At 36.1% G+C, this 16,496-nt stretch carries 16 protein-coding genes; 7 read left to right on the top strand and 9 right to left on the bottom strand.

Translation table 11 applies throughout. From position 1 onward, the window contains the following. Window positions 1-3 precede the first annotated feature (3 nt). The gene (gene efeB / locus MKY02_RS01380; RefSeq protein WP_038186248.1) at window positions 4-1,281 is read left to right on the top strand and encodes an iron uptake transporter deferrochelatase/peroxidase subunit; all 1,278 of its coding nucleotides are present in this window, start codon (window positions 4-6) and stop codon (window positions 1,279-1,281) included. After that, complete coding sequence (locus MKY02_RS01375; RefSeq protein ID WP_038186250.1) at window positions 1,256-2,992, top strand: FTR1 family protein; 1,737 nt, start codon at window positions 1,256-1,258, stop codon at window positions 2,990-2,992. The genes efeB and MKY02_RS01375 overlap by 26 nt, the downstream gene beginning before the upstream one ends. Window positions 2,993-3,041: 49 nt before the next feature. Here the strand turns inward: MKY02_RS01375 and MKY02_RS01370 are convergent, their stop codons facing one another. After that, window positions 3,042-4,379 (bottom strand): ABC transporter permease, encoded by a 1,338-nt coding sequence (locus tag MKY02_RS01370; protein ID WP_038186253.1) that lies wholly within the window; start codon window positions 4,377-4,379, stop codon window positions 3,042-3,044. A gap of 1 nt (window position 4,380) precedes the next feature. Beyond that, entirely contained in the window at window positions 4,381-5,067 is a 687-nt protein-coding gene (locus MKY02_RS01365; protein ID WP_038186267.1) for an ABC transporter ATP-binding protein, read from the bottom strand. 219 nt (window positions 5,068-5,286) lie between these two features. On the opposite strand from MKY02_RS01365, the gene MKY02_RS01360 reads away from it, so the two are divergent. After that, window positions 5,287-5,781 (top strand): RNA polymerase sigma factor, encoded by a 495-nt coding sequence (locus MKY02_RS01360; RefSeq protein WP_038186270.1) that lies wholly within the window; start codon window positions 5,287-5,289, stop codon window positions 5,779-5,781. Then, window positions 5,781-6,671 (top strand): RsiV family protein, encoded by an 891-nt coding sequence (locus tag MKY02_RS01355; protein WP_076034762.1) that lies wholly within the window; start codon window positions 5,781-5,783, stop codon window positions 6,669-6,671. The genes MKY02_RS01360 and MKY02_RS01355 overlap by 1 nt, the downstream gene beginning before the upstream one ends. Before the next feature lie 63 nt (window positions 6,672-6,734). Here MKY02_RS01355 and fumC read toward each other — a convergent pair whose 3' ends face one another. From fumC to MKY02_RS01335, 4 genes are all read right to left on the bottom strand, one after another. Beyond that, a complete protein-coding gene (gene fumC, locus MKY02_RS01350) occupies window positions 6,735-8,117 on the bottom strand; it encodes a class II fumarate hydratase (RefSeq protein ID WP_076034761.1) in 1,383 nt (460 codons plus the stop codon). A gap of 141 nt (window positions 8,118-8,258) precedes the next feature. Next, window positions 8,259-8,774: a PCYCGC motif-containing (lipo)protein gene (locus MKY02_RS01345; RefSeq protein ID WP_340710505.1), complete on the bottom strand. Its 516-nt coding sequence runs from the start codon at window positions 8,772-8,774 to the stop codon at window positions 8,259-8,261. Between the two features lie 172 nt (window positions 8,775-8,946). Then, a complete protein-coding gene (locus MKY02_RS01340; protein WP_038186282.1) occupies window positions 8,947-10,512 on the bottom strand; it encodes a flotillin family protein in 1,566 nt (521 codons plus the stop codon). Between the two features lie 18 nt (window positions 10,513-10,530). Next, window positions 10,531-11,064: an NfeD family protein gene (locus MKY02_RS01335; protein WP_164491934.1), complete on the bottom strand. Its 534-nt coding sequence runs from the start codon at window positions 11,062-11,064 to the stop codon at window positions 10,531-10,533. 240 nt (window positions 11,065-11,304) lie between these two features. Here MKY02_RS01335 and MKY02_RS01330 point away from each other — a divergent pair, with 240 nt between their 5' ends. The 3 genes from MKY02_RS01330 to MKY02_RS01320 all read left to right on the top strand — a co-directional run bounded on the left by MKY02_RS01330 (window position 11,305) and on the right by MKY02_RS01320 (window position 15,194). Beyond that, window positions 11,305-11,925, top strand: coding sequence for a DUF47 domain-containing protein (locus MKY02_RS01330; protein WP_038186284.1), 621 nt, complete (start codon window positions 11,305-11,307; stop codon window positions 11,923-11,925). Between the two features lie 14 nt (window positions 11,926-11,939). Further along, window positions 11,940-12,938: an inorganic phosphate transporter gene (locus tag MKY02_RS01325; protein ID WP_038186286.1), complete on the top strand. Its 999-nt coding sequence runs from the start codon at window positions 11,940-11,942 to the stop codon at window positions 12,936-12,938. Between the two features lie 138 nt (window positions 12,939-13,076). Continuing rightward, the gene (locus tag MKY02_RS01320) at window positions 13,077-15,194 is read left to right on the top strand and encodes an MMPL family transporter (RefSeq protein ID WP_340710504.1); all 2,118 of its coding nucleotides are present in this window, start codon (window positions 13,077-13,079) and stop codon (window positions 15,192-15,194) included. A 46-nt stretch (window positions 15,195-15,240) separates the two neighbouring features. On the opposite strand, the gene MKY02_RS01315 is transcribed toward MKY02_RS01320, so the two are convergent. The 3 genes from MKY02_RS01315 to MKY02_RS01305 are packed head-to-tail and all read right to left on the bottom strand — an operon-like array spanning window position 15,241 to window position 16,478. Continuing rightward, the gene (locus tag MKY02_RS01315; RefSeq protein ID WP_038186290.1) at window positions 15,241-15,846 is read right to left on the bottom strand and encodes an alpha/beta hydrolase; all 606 of its coding nucleotides are present in this window, start codon (window positions 15,844-15,846) and stop codon (window positions 15,241-15,243) included. Between the two features lie 28 nt (window positions 15,847-15,874). Then, entirely contained in the window at window positions 15,875-16,048 is a 174-nt protein-coding gene (locus MKY02_RS01310; RefSeq protein ID WP_155981193.1) for a hypothetical protein, read from the bottom strand. A gap of 37 nt (window positions 16,049-16,085) precedes the next feature. Then, window positions 16,086-16,478: a GNAT family N-acetyltransferase gene (locus MKY02_RS01305; protein WP_235175746.1), complete on the bottom strand. Its 393-nt coding sequence runs from the start codon at window positions 16,476-16,478 to the stop codon at window positions 16,086-16,088. Window positions 16,479-16,496 lie beyond the last annotated feature (18 nt).

Here is a 16,496-nt window from a genome sequence, read left to right as displayed (position 1 = left end):
ACAATGACTGAAACAAAAGAAGAAAAAATCTATGATAAAAAAATTTCGCGTCGTCAAATGCTGAAAATGACCGGTCTTGGTGCTGCTGGCGTAGCCATTGGTGCTACAGGTTTCGGTGGCGTCATCAAAACATTTGGAATGGATTTTTTTGATGACGATTCAACCACTACAAACAAAGTAAATTTCTATGGCCAACATCAATCTGGAATTGCAACAGATGTGCAAACTAATATCTATTTCGCTTCTTTAAATGTTTTAGTTACTTCTAAACAAGAATTGCAAGAGTTGTTCAAAATGTGGACACCTCTTGCAGTTCGTTTAATGAATGGCGATATGATTGGCGATCCAACGACTAATGGAATGATGCCTCCAAAAGATACCGGAGAGGTAAAAGGTCTTGATGCAGCAAATTTAAGTATCACTTTCGGAGTTGGACCATCTCTTTTTGAGAAAAAGGAATTCGGACTTGCTTCTAAAAAACCAAACGAATTAAAAGACTTGCCCCACTTCCCAAAGGATCAACTAGATGCTGCTTACACTGGTGGGGATATTTGCATTCAGGCATGTGCTGACGACCCACAAGTGGCGTTCCATGCAGTTCGCAATCTCGTACGTGCTGCTTCTGGCAAAGTATCTTTGAAATGGTCACAAGCTGGCTTCAATGCATTCCCTGTTTCAAAAGGGAAAAAACAGACTCCTCGTAATCTATTTGCTTTTAAAGATGGCACAGAGAATCCCACTACTTCTAACAAAAAAGATATGAATGACGTTGTTTGGGTACAATCTGGAGAATCCAAAGGTTGGATGACTGGGGGTTCTTATTTAGTTGCTCGCCGAATCCAATTACATTTAGAAACTTGGGACCGTACTTCTTTAAAAGAACAAGAAAATACATTCGGACGTCATCGTGATAGTGGTGCACCTATTGGCAAAAAAGATGAATTTGAAGCGATGGATATTGATCGAAAAGATGATAACGGAAATTATGTAGTCCCTGAAACATCCCATGTCTTCCTAGCGAAATCTGTCGATGCACGCATACTACGTCGCTCGTATTCATACTCATCAGGTGTTATGGATGCTACAGGCTCATATGACGCAGGATTGCTTTTTGTTTCATTCCAAAAAAATCCTGATCAATTCATTAAAATTCAAAACAGTCTAGGTCGATTAGATAAAATGAACGAATATATTACCCATCGAGGCAGTGCCTTATTCGCTTGCTTCCCTGGTATACAAAAAGGGAGTTATATCGGTGAAGCACTTTTTAAAACACTGTAGTCAAATTGCGATTATTCTTGGGCTAATCATTTTAACATCAATACATCCTGTAAGTGCTGCTGTATCTTATAGTCATTTATATATTTCTATTAGTGATGCCATTATGAGCTCTAAGCAGGATCAAGACAAAGAAGCGATTGATGCGATTAAGACATTCCAGTCTGATTGGAAAAAGACTGATGTAAATACATCTAGTGAAAAAAAGGCAATCGAATCTTCTTTAGATGAAGCTCTAAATGCCTCATCTAAAGAGGACCGTCTTACTGCACTTACAAAGCTATCCAAAGCATTAACAGCTTTAGAAAAAGCTGAAAATCCTGTAGACGAACAAGCCGAACGTACTGGGTTTTTAAAAACGATTACTCCCGCCCTGAATTTGCTGGACAACGCCATTCAAACGGGGGACTTAGAAAAGATTGAATCTCAGTACAATCAGTTCAATGCTTTTTGGAATAAAAATGAACGTCCAGTACGCGAGCATGATATTGCTGCATATGGTCAAATTGAAACACAGATTTCCTTTATGCGAATGACACTTGCAGATGACAACCCTAATATCGATTCATTAACAGATCAATTCGACTCATTAAAAAAAGCAATTGATAACTTTGCAGCAGGAAAAAAAACAGCTACTCAATCTGGTACCTACTCCCTGCAAACATTATTAGATTTAATTGATGAGGCAAAAGATCAAATTGATGAGGAAGAATACTCTAAAGCATCAGCAACTATTAAAAAATTCATCACTACATGGCCAAACGTTGAGGGTGATATTCGCACGAAAAACGCCAGCCTATATACGAAAATTGAAAGTGATATGCCTATCATAGCCAGTAATTTAATGAAAGATGCTATAGATGAAAAGGACATTAAATCTCAGTTAAACAACTTTAAACAACAAATCCAGCTTATCCAAGGAGATCAGAACTATAGCTTCTGGGATTCAGCATTAATTCTTTTACGTGAAGGTTTAGAGGCTTTATTAATCATCATTGCACTGATAGCTTTCTTAAAAAAATCTGGACAAACACATATGGAAAGATGGATTTATATTGGAGCTGGAATTGGTATTGGGTTAAGTGCTGTGGCAGCTATTTTAATGTCTACATTATTCAACTCGACAACTATTAATACAAGCCGTGAAATGTTAGAAGGCTATATTGGACTTGCAGCTGCAGCAATGATGATTGGTGTAGGTGTGTGGATGCACAGCAAATCCAACATCAAATCATGGAATAATTACATTGCTAAACAAATGAATCATGCGATGTCTAAACAAAGTGTTTGGGCAATGGCATTTATCAGCTTTTTATCTGTTTTCCGTGAAGGCGCTGAAACGCTTGTTTTCTATGCAGGGATTGCACCTAAAATGTCGACTTTCGACTTCACTTTAGGGATTGGCATTGCACTTCTTATTTTAATTGTTGTAGCCATCGTATTACTGAGAGCAAGTGGCAAAATCCCAATCCACTACTTCTTTGCTGTCGCAACCATTTTAATCTATTTATTAGCATTTAAAATTATCGGTGTTAGTATCCATACATTGCAGTTAACAGATGTCTTACCAACGTCCATCATTAGCGAACTTCCTGTCTGGGCAAATATTGGTTTTTATCCAACAATCGAAACTATCATTGGACAATCTATTTTAATTTTCTTAGTGATAGTTACATTCTTCTACAAACGTCACAACGAAAAAGCAGTTAATTAAGATAAGAAAAGAGCGACTAGCTGATTGGCTAGTCGCTCTTTTTTTATAATTATAATTCTTGTCGTAACGCTTGAATAACATCAATCTTTGTTGCTTTACGTGCTGGTCTCCAACCTGAAAGTAATGCTACTCCAATACTAATAGCTGAAGCTACAAGTATTAGTTGCCAAGGAATATCTGAGAATACAATATCCGCTTCTTGGAATTGCTTTGAATCAGTAGCCATATCAATAATAATTGGCAATAGCCAGTTTGATAAGAAACTAATACCGTATGATATAACAATTGCAATCGCTGTTCCTAAAATACCAATCCAAGCACTTTCCATTAAGAATAATCGCTGGATCAATTTCGGACTTGCCCCAATCGCCTTCATGACCCCAATTTCACGAGTACGCTCAGTAACAGCCATTGTCATTGTATTGAAAATACCAATAGAAGCAATTAATACAGCAATCGTCCCTACAAAGATTAAACCTACTTTAAATGCTAAGAATATAACATTGATATCATCTAATTGCTCAGTAACTGAGTAAACACTTAAACCTTTATCCTTCAGTTTGGCTATTACACCTTTTACTGCTTCTAAATTCGTAGCATGTACTTTTATCTCCGGATAGAACATATCTTTTTCAGCTTTTATGTTTTTCGAATCTTTTACAGATGCCTTATAAATATTATAAAACTCGCCTTTTAGTTCATGACTAAATAGTATCGTATTTTTAATAAGCCAATCTTTTGCCGGTTTTTCTGATACACCAACCACTTTGAATGTTAACTCTTTATTAATTGCCTTATCATTATCATAATCTTGTAGTTTTACTGAAATTGTTTTACCTACTAGCGATTCCTTGTAACCAAGTTTCTTTGCTTGCTTAGTAGAAGTTGTGTCATTTTCTGCAGATTCCTCATTTAACTTTTCTTGCTCTTTCAACTCTGCTTTCGATAATAAATTCTCTGCAAAATGATAACCAACTACAATTTCATCAGAATTTTGAGGTAGACGACCTTCAGATAATTTACTCCCGACCTTTTCTTCGTTATCAAATTCAGTCATGTTTACTGGTACGCTATTTGTACGTTCCTCAAATTTTACGTTAGCCGATAGTTGAGCATTTGTTTTTTCAACCACTGCTCTGACATTCTCCATTTTTCTAATGGCATCTACATCGATTTTCTTTTGAGGATCTCCGTGTACCTCAATTTCTGTCAATTTTTGATCTGTTAAGATTTCTCTTTCCATCGACCCTTGTAAACCAAAACCGATGGATGCTAATACAATTAAAAACGCACATCCCATAGTAGTTGCTAAAACAGTTGTAAACACACGTAGCCTATTTTTCTTTAAGTGTTGTCTAACAAAATCTACTTGATCCTTAAATAACATATTACAATACCTCCTTAACTAATTCGCCATCGTGCATTCTGAATTTGTGATGTGCTATATTAGCCACTTCTTCATCATGTGTAATAATGACAAACGTTAAATTCAACGCTTTATTAAGGCTTTGAATAAGGAGTAAAATATCTTGCTCTGTTTCCGAATCTAAACTTCCTGTAGGCTCGTCCGCTAATAATATCGGCGGATTAGTTACTAATGCACGGGCAATACTAACACGCTGTTGCTGCCCACCCGATAACTCATTTGGATAATGGTCTGAAACATTTTCCAACCCTACTTGTTGTAATAGTTCTTTTACTTTTACCTTCCGCTTTGCAGAAGGAATACCTTTAATCTTTAGTGGTAATTCAATATTTTCAAACGCCGTTAAACCCGGCATCAGTTGAAAGTTTTGAAAGATAAATCCAAAATTTTCTAATCGGAACTGCGCATGAGTAACTTCATTCATAGAAACTGTTTCTTGACCATTGATAACAATTGATCCAAATTCAGGCGTCATAAAGCCAGCAATAGTATTTAGCAATGTCGATTTACCAGATCCACTCTTACCAACAATTGAAACTATTTCTCCTTTTGCCACATCGAATGATAAATCCTTCAACACTGGCACTTTTTTTTCTTTACCTTTTTTTCCTATAGCAAATGTATGACTCACATTTTTTATTTCAATCAATTTATTTTAGCCCCTCTCCACTTACTTACTGAAATTAAGTATATACATAGATTCTTAAGTAATAAGGAGGATAAAGATGAAGAAATTCTTAAGATTAGATATAGTGGCGTTAAGGTTTTCAAATTAATTTGTGTAGACGCAAACTTTTCGTGGTACTTCCAAGTCAAAATATTGTAGTGTTTTCGCGATACGCTATATTTATGAAGGAGTTAACTGGTCATGACAAAAGAGGAAAAATACAAGCTTGTAGAAGCATTTATAATAGAAAATCAGCATTCTTATTACCGACTAGCATTTAGCTATGTCAAAAATAAAGAAGATGCACTGGATATCGTACAGGAGAGCGTTGTTAAAGCACTCAAATCAATCGATTATATAGAACAAATTGAATACATTAAAACATGGTTTTACCGTATTTTAATCAATACATCCATAGATTATATAAAGAGAAACAAACGAACAATCGCCTCTCCGGATGAAATTCTTGATTTTCATTTACCAAATCAAGAAAATGAATTACATGATTTAGACTTATATGACGCCATTGATCATTTACCCATAACTTACAAAACCATTATCATTTTGCGCTTCTTTGAGGATATGAAAATCGATGATATTGCCGAAATGCTCGGGGAAAATAGCAACACAATTAAAACAAGGCTTTATGCCGCATTGCGCAAGCTACGCATAGAAATGAAAGAGGATGTGGAATAATGAGTAAAATTAACGACGCCAAAAAAAGATTCGACAATATTGAAATTCCTGAAGAACTAGATTTTGTTGTCCAAAAAGCTATAAAGGAAGCTAATCCAATGAAAAACAATAAACGAAAAAATATGAACCCTTTTAAAAATTTTGGACTAGGTGCCGCAGCTGCTGCCATATTATTTGCAGGTAGTGTAAACCTGAGTCCTGCATTTGCACAATCAATGTCTAACATTCCTGTCTTAAATTCAATTGTCAAAGTTATCACTATGAATGAAATAGCTGATGGTAACGACAATTCGCAAGCCAACATTTCAACCCCTCAAATTACAGGCCTTGAAAACAAAGAATTGGAAACAACATTGAACTCAAAATACGAGCAAGAAAATGCTCAGCTATTTGCCCAGTTCCAAAAGAAAATGGCCAAAATTGAAGAACAAGGCGGAGGTCACTTAGGTGTAGACGCGGGCTACAAAGTATTAACAGATACAGATGACTTACTTTCAATTAGTCGTTATACTGTAGAAACACAAGCTTCAAGCTATGAAACAATTCATAACGATACAATAGACAAAAAGAATGAATTACTCATTACTTTACCAAGTCTATTCAAAGACAATGCCTATATCGATACCATCTCAACTTATATTAAAGATGAGATGCGTAAACAAATGGCTGCTGATGTTGAAAAAACCTACTTTATTGCAGGAGAATCAGAAACAAACGATGGCTTTGACAAAATTAAAGCAGATCAAAACTTCTCTATTACAAAAAATAATGAGCTTATCATCTACTTTGATCAATATGAGGTTGCACCAGGCTATATGGGTTCTGTAAAATTCAAAATCCCAACAAGCGTTATACAAAAAGATCTTGTAAGTAATCACTATATTAAATAATTTAAAGCCTTGCACTCAGCAGTGTTTTCTCTGCTGAAATGCAAGGCTTTTTAATGTCTTAATTTAAAATTGAATCATCTTCACTGGATCTACGATTTCATCAAATTGAGCTTCAGTTAATAACCCTGTTTCAAGTGCTGCTTCTTTTAATGTTAGGCCATTTTTATGTGCATGCTTCGCTATTTTAGCTGCATTTTCATAACCAATATGTGGATTAAGTGCTGTTACTAACATAAGTGAATTTTTCACAAAATGGTCTAGCTTTTCTTCATTTGCCTCAATGCCTACCAAACAGTGTTCGTTAAAGCTTCGGATAACATCACTTAACAAACGGACAGATTGCATGAAGTTGTATAGAATAACTGGCTTAAATACATTGAGTTCAAAATTTCCTTGACTAGCTGCAATACCGATCGTCACATCATTCCCCATAACTTGCGTCGCCACCATCGTTACAGCTTCACTTTGCGTCGGGTTCACTTTACCCGGCATAATCGAGCTACCCGGTTCATTTTCAGGAATGGTAATTTCACCGATACCACTTCGAGGACCACTTGCAAGCCATCGCACATCATTGGCAATTTTCATCATATCTGCTGCTAAGCCTTTTAAAGCACCATGCACATGAACAATTTGATCATGGCTTGTGAGTGCATGGAATTTGTTTGCAGATGAAACGAATTGGAGTCCCGTTTCTTTATCTAAAGCATTTGCAACAAGATCACCGAATTCGCTAGGTGCATTAATGCCCGTCCCTACTGCTGTTCCACCGATAGCAAGCTCTAGCAAATGTTCTTTACTTTGCTTTATCATTTGTTCTGATTTCTCAATCATATGCAACCATCCACTTATCTCTTGACCAAGTGTTAGAGGTGTTGCATCTTGCAAATGCGTACGGCCAATTTTAATCGTCATTTTAAATTGCTCAGCTTTCGCCTGCAATGTTTCTTTTATCTCTTGTAGAGCTGGTAGTAAATCATTCGTAACAACAGTAATAGCAGCAATATGCATAGCTGTCGGAAATGAGTCGTTAGAGCTTTGAGATTTGTTAACATCATCATTTGGGTGCAGTCTTTCATCACTACCTTGTTTTTGCAAATATGCATTTCCTAGATGAGCGATTACTTCATTGACATTCATATTAGTTTGCGTACCACTACCCGTTTGCCACACAACAAGTGGGAATTCTTCATCCCATTTACCTGCAATAATTTCATCAGCTGCGTGAACAATGGCATTGGCCTTAACTTGTGACAGATTACCAAGTTCAGCACTGACAGTCGCTGCTGCTTTTTTAAGAAGTGCATATGCATAAATAAATTCAATTGGCATCTGTTCTGTACCAATTTTAAAATTTTCTTTACTACGCTGTGTTTGAGCTCCCCATTTATGTGCTGCTGGTACTTTTACTTCTCCCATAGAATCATGTTCAATACGATAATCCAAAATCATCCATCTCCCTTGTTTTTCTACGAAATTTATTACCTTTCTGTTATTTATGATAACGCTTTCTCATTGAAATGTCTTATCTGCTGTTTGAAATAAAAAAACCTTGTATAAAAAATTATACAAGGTTGGATTATACGATTAAGCTGGCATTGGCGTTGGCGTAGGTTTAGCGTAACCTTCTTTATAAGCATCATCAATTACATCACGAATCTCCTTTAAAGACTTACCCTCTTGCGCCATTTTAATTGATTGGATTGCGATTTCTACACAAGCTACACATCTTGTTCCATGATCATCCCAAACGATTGAGCCATCCTTTTTCACTTCTTTAACAAAGCAGTTCATATTGCTTTTATGGCCTGCACTTTCTCCACATCCACAATAGCAAGGTATCCATTTAAGAATCTCTGTTGCTTGACCTGTCGCCTTATAAACAAGCTTCAAATCTTCAGATTGTTTATCTAAAAAACTTGGAAGAACATCTGCTGAAGCTGTCGTCTCTTGAATATCACCATTAGCTACAGTGTGTTGATGTCCTGATTCTTCATTGTGTTTTTCTTGTTTTACCGGTTCTTCTGCCTTGTCCTCACCACTACTGCAAGCAGTCAATATCATAGAACCAGCTAGTAATAACGTAAACCATTTAAATTTCATTACTAATAACTCCTTCACACACTTTTCCCCTATTGTACCTTAATAAGTATTTAAACTTGTATGACAAATAAGCAACATTATTATTAAGTAGTAGGCTTTTTATATAGTTAGACAAGTCTTATTCTTTTTATACATAAAAAGCTGACTCATTTTCATGAGCCAGCCCTTTTATTTAAGCTTCTTCTTTTGGTTCAATAACTGCAGTTGTTGATGCAGTTGACTTACCTTGGATTTCATCAGCTAATCTTTCGATACTTGGGCGAATCGTACCTTTGCCCGAGTAGTTTTCTATTAGCTCTTTCATATCAATCCCCGATGTCTCTTTAAGAGATTCTTGTAAAGTAGACATTAAGTTCGTTGCATAAGCAGTGACTTTGTTAGCACCACCGCCGCCTTCACCACCACTTCCTGTATCAACGACTGTTATTTTGTCGATATTTGAAAGCGGACTAGCAACTTGTTTCGCGTATTCAGGCATCATGTGAATGACCATATCAAGTACAGCTGCTTGGCCATATTGCTCGAACGCTTCGGCAATCTTACGTTTCGCTTCTGCTTCCGCAAGACCTTTAAGACGGATAATATCTGCTTCGGCTTCACCTTGTGCACGTTCAGAGTCAGCTTTTGCAAGACCATCTAAACGTACTTTTTCTGCATCAGCTTTCGCTCTAGCTTCAATGCTATATTTCTCCGCATCAGCTTGAGCTAATTGTTTCATTTTATCCGCTGCTGCGTTTTGCTCTATTGCATAACGATCCGCGTCGGCTTTCTTCTTCACTTCAGAATCGTATTGTTTCTCACGACGAAGAATCTCTTTTTCTTCTAATTCAATTTGTTTTTGACGCTCGATGATACGAACTTGCATTTCTTGTTCTGTTACTTCTTGTTTTGCTTTAGCTGATTCTAGCTCATATGCTTGGTCAGCACGGGCTTTAGCGACATCTTGCTCGCGGCGGAATTCAGCTACTTTTAATTGGTTTTCTTTTTCTGCTTCTGCAATTTCAGTGGCACGTTCAAGCTCTGCTTTTTGCGCTTCTTTATCTGATTCAGCACGTTTAATACGTGTTTCCTTTTCTGCCTCTGCTGTTGCAATGTCAGCGTCACGTCTTACTTGTGCTATTCTTGGCTTCCCTAATGAATCAAGGTAACCGTTTTTATCACGTACATCCTTGATTGTAAATGAAACGATGATTAAACCCATTTTCGCTAAATCTTGTGATGCGACGCGTTGAACTTCTTGAGAAAATTTATCGCGGTTTTTATAAATTTCTTCAACTGTCATAGAACCTAAAATCGAACGTAGATGACCTTCTAAAACTTCCTTCGCCTCATTTTCGCGTTCTTCTTTAGGTTTGCCTAAAAACTGCTCTGCTGCTGTAGCAATTTCAGAAATAGACCCGCCGATTTTAATGATTGCAATACCATCTGCCATTACTGGAACACCTTGCTCTGTATATACTTCAGGTGTAGTGACTTCTAGTTTACTAGATAATAAGCTTAATGGTTCTGCTTGCTGGAATACAGGAAGTACGAATGTACCACCACCACGGATAATTTTAATTCGATTACCTGATTCGTCTGTATGTACGTTTTTTGATCCTAAGTAACTACCTGTTACGATCAGCGCTTCATCTGGACCTGCTGTTCGGTATTTTGTTACATAAACACCAATAATCGCTAATAATACAAAAGCTACAATTCCTATTACGACTAATAACCCTATATTTCCAAAATCCATTTCATTTCCCCCTTTAATCTAATTTGAAAACATCGGTTCATATGCTCTGACATACACCGTGCCTTCTTTTACTTCTACTATAAGGACCTGTTGATTATACTCAATTTCCTCATTATCAAAACCTACAGCACGTTTTGAAATTAAACCATTTATAGTTTCAATAACAACTTCACCGAACCCATCAACAGGAATAGGTACGATTACCTTACCAATTTGCCCTGCCAATGACTCATCAGTATATGCCATTGATACTTCTGCTGATTTTAATGGTAATAAGATAAAGAAATAGAGCAATACACTTAATACGGTAGAGATAATTGTTGCAATTGCGATGATCATGATACTAGAAAATGACGTTAAACTTTCTAAGATGAAACCAATTGCTGCAAAGAATGTTAAAAAAGAAAGAATAACCGCTGGATTAAAAAACGGAATACCTTCTCCAACACCATCAATTACATCTCCAAAAAATAAAAATAAGACCATGCATACTGCAAAAATTATTAGGGAATATAAATATACTTGTTGGATTGCTATACCAAACAGTTCTATTAGACTCACCTCTCATACTTATGTTATTTTCCTTACAATACGTTATACGGTTAAGTGGAGATAAAGTTTCATTTTTTTCAAATAATTTACACATTTTATTTATAATTATTTCTAATGTTACGGGAATGTAAATTTTAGTCGAAATTATGTAAATAATGTGGGGATTCCTATTGCATTTTGTTATGATTGTGTAGCGTTAAAAGAGATTGATAAGTTGATATTCAACCTAGGAGGATTCACATGTTTAGCTCAAAAAAACAAGACCCTTTTTTTGCGTCGCTGTTGAAAATTGCAGAAACAGTTAATGAAGCTGTACATTATGCAGATGATTTTAAAATTACAAGCATCGCAGATTTAAAAGAGCTTAGCGTAACATTAAAACAGTATGAGACCGATGGAGATAAATTAATTCATGAATTAATTTTCATGTTAAACAAATCATTTATGACACCGATCGAACGTGAAGATATTTTGGAATTAGCTGTACGTATGGATGATGTTCTTGATGGCATTGAAGGCTGTATCGCCCACTTCGAGATGTTCTCATTAACAGAGGTAGACGATTATATGCGTGATTTCCTTAAATATATCGTAAAAAGTACAGATGAAATTGTCGCAGCAATGGGACATTTAACAAATAAAAAACTGATCGATATGCGTGATCATTCCATCCTCATTAAAGACTATGAGCGCAAATGTGATGACGTTCTTCGCACTTCAATTAAACAACTATTCTTACATGAAAAAGATCCTATTCGCATAATTCAATTCAAAGATATTTACGAACAACTTGAAGAAGTAGCTGATTACTGCCAAGATGTTGCAAATACAATGGATACAATTATAATGCGTAACGCCTAGGAGATGTAGATATATTGGATACAGTTCTATTTTTAACCATTCTTGTTGTTGTTTTTGCATTATTATTCGACTTCATTAACGGTTTTCACGATACTGCAAATGCCATCGCAACTGCTGTTTCTACACGTGCATTACCACCTCGTGTAGCTGTATTAATGGCCGCAACTATGAACTTTATAGGTGCAATAACATTTACAGGTGTAGCAAAAGCATTGGCCAAAGATATCGTTGACCCTTTTGCAATTGATAACGGGGTTGTCATTATTTTAGCCGCTTTGCTATCCGCAATTATTTGGAACTTAGTAACTTGGTATTATGGTATTCCATCTAGTTCATCGCATGCTCTAATCGGCTCTTTAGCTGGTGCAGCGATTGCTGCTGCAGGTTTTGCTGTATTGAACTATGAAGGATTTATCAAAATTATTAAAGCATTAATCTACTCACCATTTATTGCTATCGTTGCTGGTTTTATCATGATGTCCATTTTCAAAGTGGTATTCAAAGACTTAAACTTATACCGTACGAATAAAGGATTCCGTAGACTACAGATTTTCACTGCTGCGGTACAATCTTTTACCCACGGTACAAACGATGCTCAAAAATCAATGGGTATTATTACAATGGCTTTAATTGCTGCTGGATTACAAACTGGTGACGATATTCCAATGTGGGTACGTATTGCAGCTGCAACTGCAATGGGATTAGGTACATCCATTGGTGGATATAAAATTATCAAAACTGTTGGCGGTAAAATCATGAAAATCCGACCTGTTAATGGAGCAGCTGCTGATTTAGCTTCTGCCGCTGTTATTTTCGGAGCTACACAACTTCATTTACCTGTAAGTACAACACATGTTATCTCCTCTTCTATCATGGGGGTTGGTTCGGCTCAACGTGTAAAAGGTGTTAAATGGGGCGTAGCAAAGAAAATCGTTCTTACGTGGATTATCACTTTACCAACATCTGCAATAATGGGAGCAGCTATCTTTTTTGTTCTCAACTTATTTATCTAATAATTACCTTATTAGGTTTCCATTCGCTATAGGATGGGAACTTTTTTTATGTAAAAATTTTGACTGTTTAACGACAAAGTAAGACAGAATGCTTTACACTAATCACATAGAGTTGTTTAAGAAAGGTGGTACATACATTTGCAAAGTTTATCTCGATTCATAACAAAATATTATAAAATAATTGCAACGATTTGGTGTGCATTGTTCATTATCTTTGCATACTTTGCTATTCAATTACCTGGTCAATTAAAAGGCGATGGTTTTAAAGTAAATGGCGATCATCAAGCTGTTATGAACGAACTAACAGAAGAATTTGGTCTACCTGCTGAAACCATATTTGTCGTATTTGATAAAGTTAAAGACGAAGATATTAAAGCGACTTTACAGAAAATCGAAGAAGTAGAGGAAATCGATTCTATTCAATCTCCTTTAAAGAACTCGGAACTTCATAAAAAAAATATCTCCTATGCTATTTTAAATTTCGATAATACCATAGAGGATATGTCCATTGTAGTACCGAAAATACGAGATAAAATAAACAATAAACAAGGAATTACTATTACAGGTGGATCGGTGATTTCATCCGATCTTAATACAGCCAGTCAAAAGGATTTAGCTAACGCAGAAGCAATTGGATTACCCATTGCAGTACTTGTTTTATTACTAGCATTTGGTAGCGTTGTTGCTTCAATTCTACCAATTGTAATTGGTATCATTACCGTCGTATCTGCGTTTGGCATACTATCTATGCTGAGTGGACAGTTTGATTTATCCATCTTCATAATGAATATTATCCCTATGCTTGGGCTAGCACTCAGCATAGATTTCGCATTGTTGTTTATCAATCGTTATCGTGAGGAAAGATTGCACTCTACCATTCAACAAGCTGTGCAAACAACGATTCAAACTGCCGGACGCTCGATTATTTTTTCTGCATTTTGTGTCATGATTGGTCTCGGTGCGATGATTGTTATCCAAGTAGAAATATTCCATAATATCGCACTAGGTGGTACGATTGCAGTTTTCCTAGCAGTTGTTGCTTCATTAACTTTGTTACCTGCAAGCATATTGTTATTGGGTGATCGCTTAAATAAATGGAAGATTATTCGGGTGAAACCGAATAGTGTATCGCGTTGGCGTAGTTTTGCAACACTGGTTATGAAACGTCCAGTGACAATCGCTATTATTTCCTTGATTATCTTAGGAATAGGTATTGTCCCTGTGAAAGATATGAAACTAACTATTCCACAAATGGATGCTTTACCAACTTCATATGATTCTCGTACTTCTTTTGAGAAATTACAAAAAGAATTTGATTTAGGTAAATATTCTACAGTTTATTTATTAGCAGAACGTGAAGATGGATGGGATTCCAAAGCTGGTTTAAATGACATCCTAAAGCTACAAAAAGCATTACAGAAAGATAACTTAGTCCTCGATGTGAAGACCATTTTCACGGAATCTAAAATCAATCACGTAGAGGACTGGCAGCAAAGTATGAAAAACCTTTCTGCTAGCGAACAACTTAAGCCTTTAAAGGAAACTTTCATTCACGACAAACAGTTGTTTATCCCAATTACATTAGATGCTAAAGGAGCATCTACAAAGGCACAAGATTGGGTGAGAAAGTGGTCGGATAAAGATTTAAACATGAACTTTAAACTTGGTGGAGAAGCGAAGTTTAATCAAGAAATTTTCGATGAAATTTCAAATAAAATCGTCATAGCCTTATCCATTATTATTGTTTCTACATTCTTTATTCTAATGCTTGCATTCCATTCGGTGTTAATTCCTATAAAGGCTATTTTAATGAATATTATTGGCTTATCATCAGCTTTCGGAATCCTTGTATATATCTTCCAATACGGAAGTTTCGGAATAGAGGAAGGGACAATTGTATTAATCATACCTGTTATTACATTTTGTCTTGTATTCGGCTTAAGTATGGACTATGAAGTATTCCTTATCTCAAGAATTCAAGAAGAATATGAAAAAGGAGCGAGTAATACGCGCGCTACCATTGATGGACTTACTTCTACAAGTAAAATCATTACGTCTGCTGCGTTAATTATGATTGTTATAACAGGTGCATTCGCCTTCACAGATGTAATGCCTGTGAAGCAAATAGGCGTCGGCATTGCCATTGCCATTGCTATTGATGCAACAATTATACGTCTAATGCTCGTACCAAGTCTGATGAAATTATTAGGTGACTGGAACTGGTGGATGCCATTTCAAAAGAAAAATCGCAAATAAAAAAGAGGCAATCTGTTAATAATCAGGTTGCCTCTTTTCATATTTATTAAAAGTGATTTGCATACCAAACTTTTGCTGCTTTTAATTCATCATGTGTTAACTGATGACCATAGTCGCTCCAATATACTTCTACTTCTGCCCCTGCTGCTGTTAACAATCCTTCTAAATCTTTTGATTCTTGAGGAGGACACATATAATCGTTTTTACCAGCACCAATCCAGATTGGTAACTGTGATAATACCGGTACTTCAATGTCTCTTCTTGGAACCATTGGATGATGTAAAATAGCACCTTTCACGATTGGCCCATTACGGAATAACAAACTACCTGCAATATTTGCCCCGTTTGAATAGCCAATTGCTACAATATTATCTCGATTGAAGCCATATTGCACTGCTGCTTCGTCGATAAATTCAGCCAATTCTTTTGTACGGACCTCTAAATCCTCCATATCAAAAACGCCTTCTGCTAAACGTCTGAAAAAGCGTGGCATGCCATTCTCTACAACATTTCCTCGTACACCTAAAAGAGAAGCTGTTGGATCAATCTCTTTTGCTAAAGAAATTAAATCATGTTCATTCCCACCAGTACCATGTAGCAATAACAATGTTGGCTTACTATCGTCAGTACCTTTAATGAAAATATGTTGCATGGAGAACCCCCCTATCTATATTCTATAATCAATATCTTGAATTCGAGATAATTATAGATTGAACAGTAATAGGAGTCAATGAATATGCTTTGGAACTTTGCTTAGGATGATTCTTATAAAATAGTTGAATTGAAAGGACAATCAATATAACTGCAATTATTACGACACTAATTAATGCAATAACTGTCTTTTTGCCAGACATAAAATTACCTACTTCCTTTAGCATTCCTTTGCGAGAACTATCCGATTTCGAAATTGTATACTGTTCTCAAAAATTTCTTCTTATAATGATTAATAAGATAATCATATTCAATTTTGATCATGTGGAATCCATATTTTTGATACAGCGCCAGTTGCCCAATGCTAGAGTTGTCAGTAGCAATTAGAATTCGACGATAACCACCGGCTGTCGCTTCACTTATGACGTGCTGAATAAGTGACTTACCAAACCCTTGTCCTTGCCATTTTCCAACTACAGCAATGTTCATTATATCGATGGCTTCTGTATTATGAATCAACAAAACGACCACCCCAACATCCTCACCCGCCATACTCGCGATATAATAATTACCATCGCGAATATATTGTGCAATCATGTGCTCAGACGGATCAGCTAGTAACAGCAAGTCCATTGGTGGTCGTTCAAATAC

The sequence above is a fragment of the Viridibacillus sp. FSL R5-0888 genome (genome assembly GCF_038009105.1).
Taxonomy (GTDB): domain Bacteria; phylum Bacillota; class Bacilli; order Bacillales_A; family Planococcaceae; genus Viridibacillus; species Viridibacillus arenosi.
The sequence above is the reverse complement of the archived record's forward strand: the minus strand, read 5'-3'. Positions and strand labels throughout refer to the sequence as shown.